The sequence below is a fragment of the Caulobacter sp. UNC279MFTsu5.1 genome (assembly GCF_900114015.1).
GTDB lineage: Bacteria > Pseudomonadota > Alphaproteobacteria > Caulobacterales > Caulobacteraceae > Caulobacter.
The window spans coordinates 1-13,287 of the sequence record NZ_FORN01000008.1 but is presented as its reverse complement, the minus strand read 5'-3'; the positions used below and the strand labels follow the sequence as shown (position 1 = coordinate 13,287).

Below are 13,287 nucleotides of genomic sequence, written 5' to 3'. Positions count from 1 at the left end.
CGACCAAGACGGGCGCTGGAAGCCCGCGAGAAGAAGCCGGTCAGCGCTTCGATCAAAGGTAGGGAGCCAGGATGCAGCACCGTGCGCAGGATCGGCGTATCCGCGACATCGTCATCGTCGGCGGCGGCACGGCGGGCTGGATGGCGGCCGCCAGCCTGAAACAGCATTTCGGCGCCGCGCCGGTCAAGATCACCCTGATCGAGTCGTCCGAGATCGGCACGATCGGGGTGGGCGAGGCGACGATCCCGACCATCCGCCGCTTCTACCAGGCCCTGGGCCTGTCCGACATCGACGTGCTGCGGGCCACCGGTGGCACCTGCAAGCTGGGCATCCGCTTCAACGACTGGACCGCGCCGGGCGCGTCGTTCATCCACCCGTTCGGCCTCTACGGCCAGGACCTGAAGGGCGTGGCGTTCCATCACTACTGGATGCGGCTGCGCGCCCTGGGCGAGGACGTTCCGATCGGCGACTATTCGCTGGGCGCCAGCCTGGCCGCCGGCGGCAAGTTCACCACCCCCTCGCGCAATCCGCCCTCGACGCTGTCGGTGTTCGACTGGGCGCTGCATTTCGACGCCGGCCTGTTCGCCCGGCTGATGCGCCAGGTCGCCGAGCGGAACGGCGTGCGGCGCGTGGACGCCCGGATCGTCAAGGTCAACCTGCGCGGCGAGGACGGCTTCATCGAGTCCGTGTCCCTCGACAGCGGCGCGACGATCGCCGGCGACCTGTTCATCGACTGCTCGGGCTTTCGCGGCCTGCTGATCGAGGAGGCCCTGCACACCGGCTACGAGGACTGGAGCCAGTGGCTGCTGTGCGACAGCGCCTTGGCGGTTCAGAGCGAAGGGCAGGGGCCGCCGCCGCCCTATACCGACGTCACCGCCCGTCCGGCCGGCTGGCAGTGGCGCATCCCGCTGCAGCACCGCTGGGGCAACGGCTACGTCTATTCCAGCCGTCACACCACCGACGAGGCGGCGAGGGCGGTGCTGACCGGCGCGCTCGACGAGCGCCTGCTGCACGAACCGCGCAAGATCGGCTTCCATCCCGGCCGTCGCCGGAAGGCCTGGAACAGGAACTGCATCGCCCTGGGCCTGGCCTCGGGCTTCCTGGAGCCGCTGGAAAGCACCAGCATCGCCCTGATCGAGACCGGCATCGAGAAGATCAAGCAGCTGTTCCCGAGCCGCGACTTCGACCCGGCGGTGGTCGACGAGTTCAACGAAATGTCGCGCCTGGAGATGGAGCGCGTCCGCGACTTCGTCATCCTGCACTACAAGCTCAACCGGCGTCCGGATACGACCGGCTTCTGGACCCACTGCCGCGAGATGGCGGTTCCCGACACCCTGCAAAGGAAGATCGACCTGTGGCGCGCCCAGGGCCACTTCGTCCGCTATCGCTGGGAGATGTTCTCCCCGCCCAGCTGGCTGGCGATCTACGCCGGCTTTGGCCTGTTGCCCCAGACCTACGACCTCAGCGTCGACGGCTTCGACGCCGCCCAGCTTTCCGGAGCCCTGGCCGAGATGCGCAAGGCGGTGGCCGACACCGTGGCCGCGACCCGCAGCCACGGCGACTTCATCGAGCAGTACGCCCGACCCCAACAACCGGTCGCGGCCGAGTAGGACCCGTCAAATGGCTCACCTGAACAAGATCGTCATCGTCGGCGGCGGCTCGGCCGGCTGGATCTGCGCGGCCATGCTCAGCCACTATTTCCAGAACGGCCCGACGCAGGTCGAACTGGTCGAGTCCGAGGAGATCGGCACCATCGGGGTGGGGGAGTCGACCATCCCGCCGTTCCTCCAGCTGATCCGCACCCTGGGGATCAACGAGCAGGAGTTCATCCAGGAAACCCAGGCCGCCTTCAAGCTGGGCATCCGGTTCGAGAACTGGCGCGCCAAGGGCGACGTCTACTACCACCCGTTCGGCCAGATCGGCGGGCCGCTGGAGGTCAACGAGTTCTATCAGTGCTGGCTGCGGGCCAAGCAGAACGGCCATCCGTCCGGCCTGCAGGACTTCGCCCCGGCCACGGTGATGGCCGACGCCGGCAAGTTCATGCTGCCGTCCAAGGCCCAGCGCACGATGATCGCCAACGCCAACTACGCCCTGCACATCGACGCGCGGTTGGTGGCGCTGTACCTGCGCAGGTTCGCCGAGGCGCGGGGCGTCAAGCGCACCGAGGGCGTCGTCACCGACGTGGTCACCCGCCCCGACGGCGGGATCGCGAAGGTGATCCTGAGGGACGGCCGCGAGGCGGCCGGCGACTTCTTCATCGACTGCTCGGGCTTCCGCTCGCTGCTGATCGGCAAGACCCTGGGCGAGCCGTTCCGCGACTGGACGGACGTGCTGCTCTGCGACCGCGCCGTCGCCCTGCAGACCGAGAACGTCGGCGCGCCGCATCCCTACACCCTGGCCCAGGCCCAGGACTTCGGCTGGCGCTGGCGCATCCCGCTGCAGCACCGGTCGGGCAACGGCTACGTCTTCTGCAGCAAGTATCTCAGCGACGACGAGGCCGTCGCCGCCCTGGTCGGCCAGGTTCAGGGCGAAACGGTGCTGGGTCCGACGATCATCCCGTTCAAGACCGGCATGCGCCAGCGGCTGTGGGTCAGGAACTGCGTGGCCATCGGCCTGGCCGGCGGCTTCATCGAGCCGCTGGAGTCGACCGCCCTGCACCTGATCTACAAGGGCATGGACTATCTGCTGCGGTTCTTTCCGGACCTGGACGCCGACCCGACCCTGGCGGCCGAATACAATCGCCGCATGACGGTCGACTACGAGGAAATCCGCGACTTCATCGTCCTGCACTATGCGACCACCAAGCGCGACGACACGCCGTTTTGGCGCGCGTACCAGCAGGTGGAGATCCCCGAGAGCCTCAGGGAGCGCATCGCCTTGTTCAAGGCCGCCGGGGTGCTGCGCGACGGCGTCGACGACATGTTCCGCGCCCCCAGCTGGCAGTCGGTGATGGAGGGCATGGGCGTGCGGCCCGACCGCTACCAGCAGCTGGTCGACCGCATCCCGCTAAGCGTGATCATGAACCTGATGGACAAGTCCGCCCCCATGCTGGCCGACTTCGTGGCCACCTTGCCCAGCCACGAGGAGTTCCTGAGAACCCATTGTCCGGCCGCGCCTTTCAAACGTTCGGCTTAACCCTAAACCCGCTCATCCCGGCGAATGCCGGGACCCAGATCCTATAGCGGTGTGGCTGACTGGAAGGGCTCAGCGCTGTTGGCGTCAACCACACCGCCATTCCATCTGGGTCCCGGCATTCGCCGGGATGAGCGGATGAATGGGGCCGGGCCGGGGTGATCGCCACCGACAACATTTCCGGCGGAGCCCGTTGAAACTTCTGGCGTTCGAGGTTCTCCCCTGAGCCCGATCCAGCCGGTGCGGACCCCGTCCGGGCCGTCGTGCTAAACAGGCGAAAGGACCCGGCGACTCGCTCGTCGACGAACGGACACGGACGGGAGAACTCCGCTGGCGACGGTGAAGCGTACGGGCTCGAAGAAGACCCTGACGACGGCCAACCTGGCCGCCCTGGGCGCCGAGCGGCTGGCCGACCTGCTGATCGACGTCGCCGAGGGCCACGCCCAGATCAAGCGGCGCCTGCGCCTGGAGCTGGCCGCGGCCATTGGGGCCGACGACCTGGTCTCCGAGCTGGTCAAGCGCCTCGAGGCCGTGAACGACAGCCGCGCCCGCATCCACTGGCGCAAGCACAAGGAGTTCGTGCGCGAACTGGACATGCTGCGAGGCCTGATCGCTGGGCGGCTGACCGCGCTGGACCCGACCCCGGCCCTGCCGATGATGCTGGGCTTCGTGGCCCTGGCCGAGGGCGTGTCCCACCGCACCGCCGACGCCAAGGGCGAGATCGAGGCGGTGTTCGACGCCGCCATCGACGACCTGGCGGCGATCGCGCCCCTGGCCTTGCCCGACCCGCGAGCGTTGGGCGACCAACTCCTGGACCTGCTGCTGCACGGCCGGGCGGGCCTTGGGCCTCGCGCCTTGAAGAACGCCCTGCCGGCCCTGGGCGCCGAGGGCGTGGCCCGGCTGCGGGCTCAGATCGAGACGACCATGGCCTCGCAGAAGCGGGTCAGCGGCGCGCTGAAGGCCGCGATCCAGGTGCTGGCCGACGCCCAGGGCGACGTCGACGGCTACATCGCCCAGTTCACCGACTCCCAGGCCGTGCTGCCGCCGATCGGGGCCCAGATCGCCCGGCGGCTGGCCGCGGCGGGCCGACTGGACGAGGCCGTGGCGGCGCTGGACCGCTCGACGCCCGGCTCGTTCGTCCAACTGGTCGGGACCGTGCTGGGCCGCCCGAGCCTGCCGGGCCCCGGGGCCCTGGATTGGGAGGACGCCTATATCGAGGTGCTGGAGGCGCGCGGGCAGGGCGACCTGGCCCAGGACATGCGCTGGACCAGCTTCGAGCGCGGCCTGTCGGTCGAGCGGCTGCGCGACCACCTCAAGCGTTTGCCCGACTTCGACGACGTCGAGGCCGAGGACAGGGCCCTGGCCCATGCCGAGGACTTCCACGACGTCCACGCCGCCCTGGATTTCCTGATCCGCTGGCCGGCCTGGGACCGCGCCGCGCGGCTGGTGCTGCGGCGGTCCGGCGACCTGGACGGCGACCGGCCGGAGCTGCTGGAGCCGGCCGCCCGGGCCATCGAGGGCCGCCACCCCCTGGCCGCCACCCTGCTGCTGCGGGCGATGATCCTGGACACCGCCCGCTACGCCCGCACGGCCCGCTACAAGGACGCCCAGCGCCAGTTGCTGGAAGCCGCGTCCCTGGCCCCCGCCATCGCCGACTGGAACGGCCACGAGGACGCCGACGCCTTCGCCGCGCGGGTGGCGGGGTTTCGACGGTGGTGAATGTCGCCCCCGGGACTTCGCCTCCTACGGTCGCCTTAGTACAAACCCTCGATTGCCTAGACGGGAGCGGCGGACCTATAAGCGGGCTGAAAATTCCAGCCCTTCGAGGGATTCCATGAGCTCCGATTTCGCGGCCGCGCGCCTGAACATGGTCGAAAGCCAGATCCGCACGGCCGACGTCACCGACCTGCCCCTGCAGGACGCCCTGCGGGTGGTGCCGCGCGAGGCCTGCGTCCCGGCCGGCAAGGGCTATCTGGCCTATGCCGACGCCGACGTCGAATACGCCCCCGGCCGCTGGCTGCTGCGCCCGCGCGAGGTGGGCAAGCTGCTGCAGCACCTGCGGCCGCGCGAGGGCGACAAGGCCCTGGCCATCGCCGCGCCGTACGCCGCCGCCGTGCTGGAGCAAATGGGCCTTGCGGTCACCCGCCTCGACGGCGACGACCTGACCACCGTGCCGGGTTCAGGCTATGACCTGATCATTTGCGAAGGCGCCGTGCCGCGGGCTCCGGCCAGCTGGACCAAGGCCCTGGCCCAAGGCGGCCGCCTGGCGGTGATCGAGCGCGACGGTCCGGTCGGGCGAGCCGTGATCTATGTCCGGGCCGAGGACGGCGTGGGCCGCCGCGCGGTTTTCGACGCCACTCCGCCGATGCTGGCCGGCTTCGCCGTCGAACAGGGCTTTGCGTTCTGACGACTTCGGTTCAGAAACTAAAGCGCAACGCCTGCGTGAAAAAAGCTTAACTAGCGGCCTGGGGTCTCTCGTCTTACAGCCGATCCTGTAGGGCGCGGGCGTCGCGCCGGGTCTGGCGAGAGTTTCGAGGGGAATGAAGTTGATGTCGAACAGCCGTCGGGCCGCTTTGCTGGCCGCAGCTTGCAGCATGGGCCTGATGGCGGGCCTGGCTTCCGCCGCCCGGGCCGAGACCCTGGTCGACGCCCTGACCCTGGCCTACCAGACCAACCCCACCCTTCAGGGCCAGCGCGCCAACCAGCGCGTCACCGACGAGGGCGTGGTCCAGGCCAAGACGGCGTTCCGGCCGAGCGTCAGCGGCTCGGCCAGCATCAACGGCACCCACACTAACTATGCCGATCCGCTGGTGACGCGGAACGTCTTCGGCCAGGTCACCAGCACGCGGGGCCACGCCGACTCCGCCGGCAGCGGGGCCTCGCTGAGCCTGGGCCAGGCGCTCTATACGGGCGGTCGCGCCACTGCCAACCTGACCGCCGCCGAGGCCGACGTCCTGGCCGGCCGCGAGGATCTGCGCAGCGTCGAGCAGTCGGTGCTGGGCAGCGTGATCCAGAGCTATGTCGACGTCCGGCGCGACCAGGAACGCCTGCGCATCGCCCAGGAGAACGTCACCGTCCTGACCCGCCAGCTGGAAGAATCCAAGGCGCGCTTCGAGGTCGGCGAGATCACCCGCACCGACGTGGCCCAGTCTGAAGCCCGCCTGGCCGCCGCCCAGGCCAGCCTGTCCTCGGCCCAGGCCATCCTGGCCGCCAGCCGCGCGGCCTACGCCGCCGTGGTCGGCCAGAACCCGACCGACCTGGCCCCCGAGCCGTCCCTGGCCGCCCTGCTGCCGGCCAGCGTCGAACAGGCCTTCGACCTGGTCGACAAGAACAACCCGCAGATCCAGGCCGCCCGCTACGCCCAGCAGGCGGCCGCGGCCCGCGTCGCCGCCGCCAAGGCCGTCTATCGCCCCACCGTCTCGGCTCGCGCGGGCCTGGGCTGGGACACCGGCGAGGTCAACAGCGTCGGCCGCCAGTACGGCGACTACGACCGCACGCTCAGCGGCTCGGTCACCGCCTCGGTGCCGCTGTTCACCGGCGGCCTGAACGCCTCGGAGATCCGCGCCGCCAAGGAACGCGAGAACGCCGCCCGCGTCGCGGTGGAAAGCGCCCAGCGCCAGGCCCTGCAGCAGATCTCCACCGCCTGGAACAACCTGCTGGCCTCGCGCGCCAACCTCGTCTCCAACGAGGAGCAGGTCCGCGCCACCCGCATCGCCTTCGAAGGCGTGCGCCAGGAGCAGCAGGTCGGCCTGCGCACCACCCTGGACGTGCTGAACGCCCAGCTGGAGCTGGCCAACGCCGAGGTCGCCCTGGTGGTGGCTCGCCGCGACGAATACGTGGCCAGCGCCAGCGTCCTGCAGGCCATGGGCGTGCTGAACGTCGCCAACCTGGCCCCCGAGGTCGAGCGCTACGATCCGGTCAAGTCGTACAACAAGGTCAACCACGCCTTCGGCTGGGTGCCGTGGGAGCCCGTCGTGCAGGTGATCGACAAGGTCGGCGCCCCCTCGACGGCCGTGAAAAGCGCCCCCGCGCCCTCCGCCCAGACCGGCGCCAAATAGGGCGAAATGGCGCGCCTCCCATCCTTGAGCTTGCTTAAGGCGCGCAAGTCTGCACCATCGCCGTAAGCGCCCACCAGGGCGCTCCAGGATTCGTACCCTCTTCGAGACGGCCCCGCACATGTCCGACCAGAGCCCCCAAGAACCGACGATGGAGGAAATCCTCGCCTCCATCCGACGCATCATCTCGGAAGATGACGCGCCGGCGGAGGCCGCTCCGGCGCCCGAACCGGAACCCGCGCCCGTCGCCGAGGAGGCCCCGGCCGAGGACGACGTCCTGGAGCTGACCGATCCGATCGAGCCGCCCGCGCCGGTCGAATCCATGGGCGACATCGACGTCTATTCGCCGGAACCCGAGCCGGAGCCCGCGCCGCCGCCTCCGCCGCCCGAACCGGCCCCCACGCCGGTGTTCTCGCGCGAGGAAGTGGCCGACAACCTGGTGGGCGACCACGCCGCCGGCCTGGCCGCCAGCGCCTTCGGCAGCCTGAGCTCGGCCCTGCTGATGCCCAAGGACGGCCGCACCCTGGAGGACGTGGTGCGCGAACTGCTGCGCCCGCTGCTCAAGGAGTGGCTGGACCAGAACCTGCCGCGCATCGTCGAGGCCAAGGTCGAGGAAGAAGTCCACCGCATCGCCCGCGGTCGCGGGGTGTAGCGACGCGTCCCCGCCCGGCCGGTCCGGGCGGCGGCGCCTGAAAATTCAAAGGCGGTCGCTCCGGCGGCCGCCTTTTTCCGTCCAAATATCCCTGTTGAACCAAGGCCCCCGGTTTCGCCGAGCGGCCGCAGATGGCATACCCACCGCGCCATGCTTGAAAAGACCTTCGATCCCAAATCCGTCGAGCCCCGCCTGTACGCCGCCTGGGAGGCCTCCGGGGCCTTCAAGCCCAGCCAGGCGCCGGGCGCCGAGGCGTTCACAATCGTCATCCCGCCGCCGAACGTCACGGGCAGCCTGCACATCGGCCACGCGCTGAACAACACGCTGCAGGACGTGCTGACCCGCTTCCACCGCATGCGCGGCAAGTCGGCCCTGTGGCTGCCGGGCACCGACCACGCCGGCATCGCCACCCAGATGGTCGTCGAGCGCCAGCTGGCCGCCGCCGGCAATATCGGCCGCCGCGAGATGGGCCGCGAGGCCTTCGTCGAGAAGGTCTGGGAATGGAAGGCCGAAAGCGGCGGGGCGATCACCCACCAGCTGCGCCGCCTGGGCGCCAGCTGCGACTGGTCGCGCGAGCGCTTCACCCTGGACGAGGGCCTGTCGGCCGCGGTCCGCAAGGTGTTCGTCCAGCTGTACAAGCAGAACCTGCTCTATCGCGACAAGCGCCTGGTCAACTGGGACCCGCAGTTCCAGACCGCCATCTCCGACCTCGAGGTCGAGCAGCGCGAGGTCGACGGCCACTACTGGCACTTCGCCTATCCGCTGGCCGACGGCGTGACCTTCCAATATCCGGTCGTCTTCGACGACGAGGGCAAGGCGACCGAATTCGAGACCCGCGACTTCATCGTCGTGGCCACCACCCGTCCGGAGACGATGCTGGGCGACACCGCCGTGGCCGTCCATCCGGCGGACGAACGCTACAGGGACCTGGTCGGCAAGGACGTGATCCTGCCGATCGTCGGCCGCCGCATCCCGATCGTCGCCGACGACTACGCCGACCCGACCAAGGGCTCGGGCGCGGTCAAGATCACCCCGGCCCACGACTTCAACGACTTCGGCGTGGGCAAGCGCCACGGCCTGCCGGCGATCAACGTCCTGACGCCCGACGCGCGGCTGAACGAAAACGCTCCGGCCGAGTACCAGAACCTGGACCGCTTCGTGGCCCGCAAGGCCATCGTCGCCCGGGCCGAGGACGAGGGCTGGCTGCGCGAGATCGAGAAGACCCGCCACATGGTCCCGCACGGCGACCGCTCGGGCGTGGTCATCGAGCCCTACCTGACCGACCAGTGGTACGTCGACGCCAAGACCCTGGCCCAGCCCGCCCTGAAGGCGGTGGAGGAGGGGGCGACGGTCTTCGAGCCGAAGCACTGGGAAAAGACCTATTTCGAGTGGCTGCGCAACATCGAGCCCTGGTGCGTCTCGCGCCAGCTCTGGTGGGGCCATCGCATCCCGGCCTGGTTCGGTCCCGACGGCCACATCTTCGTCGAGGAGACGGAGGAGGAGGCTCTGGCCGCCGCCATCCTGCACTACGGCGACGAGGCCCCGGTCCTCAAGCGCGACGAGGACGTCCTCGACACCTGGTTCAGCTCGGCCCTGTGGCCGTTCTCGACCCTGGGCTGGCCCGAGAAGACCGACGACCTGGCGCGGTTCTATCCGACCAGCACCCTGGTCACCGGCTTTGACATCATCTTCTTCTGGGTGGCCCGGATGATGATGATGGGCATCCACTTCATGGACGGGCAGGTCCCGTTCCGCCAGGTGTTCATCAACGCCCTCGTCCGCGACGAGAAGGGCGCCAAGATGAGCAAGTCCAAGGGCAATGTGATGGACCCGCTGGTCCTGATCGACGAGCTGGGCTGCGACGCGGTGCGCTTCACCCTGACGGCGATGTCGGGCCAGGCCCGCGACATCAAGCTCTCCAAGCAGCGCATCGAGGGCTACCGCAACTTCGGCACCAAGCTGTGGAACGCCTCGCGCTTCGCCCAGATGAACGAGTGCGTCCGCGTCGAGGGTTTCGATCCCGGCTCGGTCAAGCAGCCGATCAACAAGTGGATCCGCGGCGAGACGGTCAAGACCGTCGCCGAGGTGACGCGGGCCCTGGAGGCCCCGGCCTTCAGCGACGCCGCCGACGCGCTCTACAGGTTCATCTGGAACGTGTTCTGCGACTGGTACGTCGAGCTGGCCAAGCCGATCCTCAACGGCGACGACGCCGAGGCCAAGGCCGAGACCCGCGCCACGGCCGCCTGGGCGCTGGACGTGATCCTCAAGCTGCTGCACCCGGTCATGCCGTTCATCACCGAGGAGCTGTGGGACAAGACCGCCGAGTTCGGCGCGCCGCGCGAGGGCATGCTGATCGTCGAGCCGTGGCCCGATCTGCCGGCAAGCTGGATCGACGCCGACGCCGAGGCCGAGATCGGCTGGCTGGTCGACACGGTCGGCGAGATCCGCTCGCTGCGGAAGGAAGTCAACGTGCCGCCCGCCGCCAAGCCGCCGCTGAGCGTGATCGGGGCGGGCGCCGAGACCAAGGCGCGCCTGGCGCGGCATCGCGACCTGCTGCTGAGCCTGGCGCGACTGGACAGCGCGCGCGAAGCGGAAGCCGCGCCGGCCGGCGCGGTGCCTTTCGTGATGGGCGAGGCGACCGGCGCGCTGGCGGTCGCCGAGTTCATAGATTTGGCCGCCGAGAAGGCGCGGTTGATCAAGGAGATCGCGGCGCTCGACAGCGAGATCGAGAAGACGACCAAGAAGCTGAACAATCCCGACTTCCTGGCCCGGGCCAAGGAAGAGGTCGTCGAGGAGAACCGCGAGCGCCTGGCCGACGCGGAAGCCGCCAAGACCAAGCTGGAAGCGGCCTTGGCGCGGCTGGAGGCGGTGGGCTGATCTAATGTTTTCCCTCCCCTTTTAGGGGAGGGGGACCAGCGAAGCTGGTGGGTGGGGGCCTGACTCAGCAAGCCCCCACCCGACCTCCCCACAAAGGGGGGTTATCGCATATGCCCAAATACGATCGTCATCCCGGACGAGCGCGCAGCGCGAAGATCCGGGACCGGGGCCTGAACGCATGCGCTTGCGGCGGTCCCGGATCAGCGCCCGGCTTCGCCGGGCTTGTCCGGGATGACAGCTCTTTTCTCAGCCAGTCCAGATGCGATCGCCCTCCCCACAAAGGGGGAGGGAAGCAGACCTGCCTACTTCTTCACGCCGCCCAGCATGCCTTCGATCTCGGCCTTGCTGGCGTTGATCAGGGTGGCGCCGTCGCGGACGGCCAGGTTGGCGACGGCCACGGCGAAGGTCTTGTCGTCCATCTTGATGGTGGCCATCGCCTTGCCGGTGGCGTCCGGCTTGACCTCGGCGACCGAGCCGATGATGGCGCCGGAGCTGTCCTTGACCGGCTGGCCGGCCGTCACCGGAGCGGTGGCGGTCGCGGCGGTGGGCGCCGAGGTTCCGGTCGGGGCCGTGGTGGAATCCTGAGCGGGGGTCGCCGCGGCCGGGTCCTGAGCCGGGGCGGTCGGAGTCGTGGTCTGGGCCAGGGCCGGGGCGGCGATGGCGAGGGCTACGGCGGCGGCGCCGAGGGTCAGAAATGAACGCATGCGGTTTCCCATTCTGTTACGTCCCCCGACCTTCCGTTACGCTGACGCGACAATGGGGCGTCGGCTGGACGATGATGCGGTCAAAATGGGTCGGCGTTCGAACGCGGTTCGTTCAACGACTCCGATCAGCGCCCGTAGACCGCATCCCGCACCTGGGTCGTGAAGGGCCCGTTCATGCCCTCGAAGGCGGTGTTGGTCATGATCACCACGGTCAGACCGGCCTTGCCGTCCACGAACCAGTTGTGGCCGTAGACCCCGCCCCAGGCGATCGTGCCGGCCGCCTGCGGGGTCTTGGCGACCGCCGGGTCGTCCAGCACCGCCCAGCCATAGCCGAAGCCCCAGCCGGGGCCTTGCGTCGCCGCCTGGGGCCCGACCTGGTCCTTGGTCATCTCGGCGACGGTCGAGGCCTTCAGGATCGGCGCGCCGCCCTTGCGCACGGTCTCCAGCAGGGCCAGCACGTCGCCGGCCGTGCCGACCATGCCCGCGCCGCCGGACGGGAAGGCGGTCTTGTCGGTGGCGCGGCTGGGGGCGAAGCGCACGGCCGTGGCCCCTAGCGAGACGTCCTGGTTGTCGGTCATCCGGGTCGGCGCGGGCTGGGCGTTGACATAGGGCGTCGCCAGCCGGGCCGGGTCGCGGGCCACGAAGCCGGCGTCGGCCAGGCCCAGCGGCGCGGTGACGGTCTCGGCCACGACCTGGGGCAGGGGCTTGCCCGTCGCCTTCTCGACCACCGAGCCCAGCACGTCGATGGCCAGCGAATAGCGCCAGGCCGAGCCGGGCGGGAAGGCCAGGGGCGCCTGGCCCAGGCGGCGCATGTTCTCGTCCAGGCTGATCCCCGACAGGTCGATGCCGTCCGAGACGCCCAGCGTGTGGTAGGGGTGCGACGGCGCCTCGGCCAGGCCGTAGGTCAGGCCGCTGGTGTGGTTCAGCAATTGGCGCAGGGTGATGACCGGCGTGGTCCCGTCGGCCAGCTTCGGCTTGAAGTCCGGCAGCCATTTCGTCACCGGATCGTCGAGCTTCAGCTTGCCGTCCTCGACCAGCTTCATCACCGCCACGCTGACGAACGGCTTGGTCACCGAGGACAGGCGGAAGACGGCGTTCTCGCCCATCGGCCGGTTCGCCTCGCGGTCGGCCAGGCCGGCGGCGCGGTGGTAGACCACCTTGCCGTCGCGGGCGACCAGCACGACGGTCCCAACCAGCCGGTGCTCGGCCAGGGCGGTGTCGACCACCTTGTCCAGCCGGGCGGCCAGGGCCGCGTCGGGCGCGGTCGCCACGGCCGGGGCGAGGGGCGTCGCCGCGAGGCCGGGAGAGGCCACCACCAGGCTGGCGGCGATGGCGAAGCTCGAAATCCACGGACGCATGCGGCGACTCCCTTTTTGCGGAACCTGAGGTAGGGCGATCCCCGGGAGGCGACAAGTCGCACATGCCGCCGGGGCCACGCACTCACGACGATGCGCTGGCCGGTTTGCGGGGTTTCGTGTGAGCGCGTGTCCCCGGCTGGGTGGCTTGTCCTCGGTGGATAGCGAACAGAGTTCAGCAATTCAGCAGCTTGAACTTTCTCGACCCGATCTGTCCTCACCCCCTCAGACCGGCCGCATACTGCTTGCACCTGAGGCATGGGGAGGGCGCACGTACGGCGACCGATGCGGCCTTCGGGGGTGGACGAGCGGGAAGGCTTGTCCGTCGTGTCCCACAAGGACGTTCCAGGTCGGTTCGGAGCAGGTTCGCCTTGGTCGCGACGAAACTCCGGCGCCGGGGATAGACGGATCGAGCCAGCAGGCCTGGGCTGAAATCGCCCAGGCGGTCCGGGGCGCGCCAACGCCCCGCCCGTCGGGGGCCTCCATCGGAGCGGGTTAAAAATCCGCGATCC

9 protein-coding genes are annotated in these 13,287 nt (G+C 69.5%); 7 read left to right on the top strand and 2 right to left on the bottom strand.

From position 1 onward, the window contains the following. Positions 1–71 precede the first annotated feature (71 nt). The 7 genes from BM066_RS06515 to BM066_RS06485 all read left to right on the top strand — a co-directional run bounded on the left by BM066_RS06515 (position 72) and on the right by BM066_RS06485 (position 10,716). The gene (locus BM066_RS06515; RefSeq protein ID WP_089925611.1) at positions 72–1,610 is read left to right on the top strand and encodes a tryptophan halogenase family protein; all 1,539 of its coding nucleotides are present in this window, start codon (positions 72–74) and stop codon (positions 1,608–1,610) included. A gap of 10 nt (positions 1,611–1,620) precedes the next feature. Continuing rightward, entirely contained in the window at positions 1,621–3,135 is a 1,515-nt protein-coding gene (locus BM066_RS06510; RefSeq protein WP_089925609.1) for a tryptophan halogenase family protein, read from the top strand. A gap of 336 nt (positions 3,136–3,471) precedes the next feature. Further along, complete coding sequence (locus BM066_RS06505) at positions 3,472–4,851, top strand: DUF6880 family protein (RefSeq protein ID WP_089925606.1); 1,380 nt, start codon at positions 3,472–3,474, stop codon at positions 4,849–4,851. Positions 4,852–4,966: 115 nt separating this feature from the next. Further along, positions 4,967–5,539 (top strand): protein-L-isoaspartate O-methyltransferase family protein, encoded by a 573-nt coding sequence (locus BM066_RS06500; protein ID WP_089925603.1) that lies wholly within the window; start codon positions 4,967–4,969, stop codon positions 5,537–5,539. 142 nt (positions 5,540–5,681) lie between these two features. Next, positions 5,682–7,190 carry a TolC family outer membrane protein gene (locus BM066_RS06495; RefSeq protein WP_089925867.1) on the top strand — a complete coding sequence of 503 codons (1,509 nt, stop codon included), beginning with the start codon at positions 5,682–5,684 and terminating at the stop codon, positions 7,188–7,190. 118 nt (positions 7,191–7,308) lie between these two features. After that, a complete protein-coding gene (locus BM066_RS06490; protein WP_089925600.1) occupies positions 7,309–7,839 on the top strand; it encodes a pole-organizing protein PopZ in 531 nt (176 codons plus the stop codon). A 150-nt stretch (positions 7,840–7,989) separates the two neighbouring features. Next, positions 7,990–10,716 carry a valine--tRNA ligase gene (locus BM066_RS06485; RefSeq protein ID WP_089925597.1) on the top strand — a complete coding sequence of 909 codons (2,727 nt, stop codon included), beginning with the start codon at positions 7,990–7,992 and terminating at the stop codon, positions 10,714–10,716. A 302-nt stretch (positions 10,717–11,018) separates the two neighbouring features. Here BM066_RS06485 and BM066_RS06480 read toward each other — a convergent pair whose 3' ends face one another. Both BM066_RS06480 and BM066_RS06475 read right to left on the bottom strand, forming a co-directional pair. Further along, the gene (locus tag BM066_RS06480) at positions 11,019–11,420 is read right to left on the bottom strand and encodes a hypothetical protein (RefSeq protein WP_089925594.1); all 402 of its coding nucleotides are present in this window, start codon (positions 11,418–11,420) and stop codon (positions 11,019–11,021) included. A 125-nt stretch (positions 11,421–11,545) separates the two neighbouring features. Then, entirely contained in the window at positions 11,546–12,778 is a 1,233-nt protein-coding gene (locus BM066_RS06475; protein ID WP_089925591.1) for a serine hydrolase domain-containing protein, read from the bottom strand. Positions 12,779–13,287: the final 509 nt, after the last annotated feature.

Bases quoted from the DNA above. Each gene is read 5' to 3' on its own strand.
- BM066_RS06475 (WP_089925591.1), bottom strand. From the start codon at position 12,778: ATGCGTCCGTGGATTTCGAGCTTCGCCATCGCCGCCAGCCTGGTGGTG.
- BM066_RS06510 (WP_089925609.1), top strand. From the start codon at position 1,621: ATGGCTCACCTGAACAAGATCGTCATCGTCGGCGGCGGCTCGGCCGGC.
- BM066_RS06485 (WP_089925597.1), top strand. From the start codon at position 7,990: ATGCTTGAAAAGACCTTCGATCCCAAATCCGTCGAGCCCCGCCTGTAC.
- BM066_RS06500 (WP_089925603.1), top strand. From the start codon at position 4,967: ATGAGCTCCGATTTCGCGGCCGCGCGCCTGAACATGGTCGAAAGCCAG.
- BM066_RS06515 (WP_089925611.1), top strand. From the start codon at position 72: ATGCAGCACCGTGCGCAGGATCGGCGTATCCGCGACATCGTCATCGTC.
- BM066_RS06495 (WP_089925867.1), top strand. From the start codon at position 5,682: ATGTCGAACAGCCGTCGGGCCGCTTTGCTGGCCGCAGCTTGCAGCATG.
- BM066_RS06480 (WP_089925594.1), bottom strand. From the start codon at position 11,420: ATGCGTTCATTTCTGACCCTCGGCGCCGCCGCCGTAGCCCTCGCCATC.
- BM066_RS06490 (WP_089925600.1), top strand. From the start codon at position 7,309: ATGTCCGACCAGAGCCCCCAAGAACCGACGATGGAGGAAATCCTCGCC.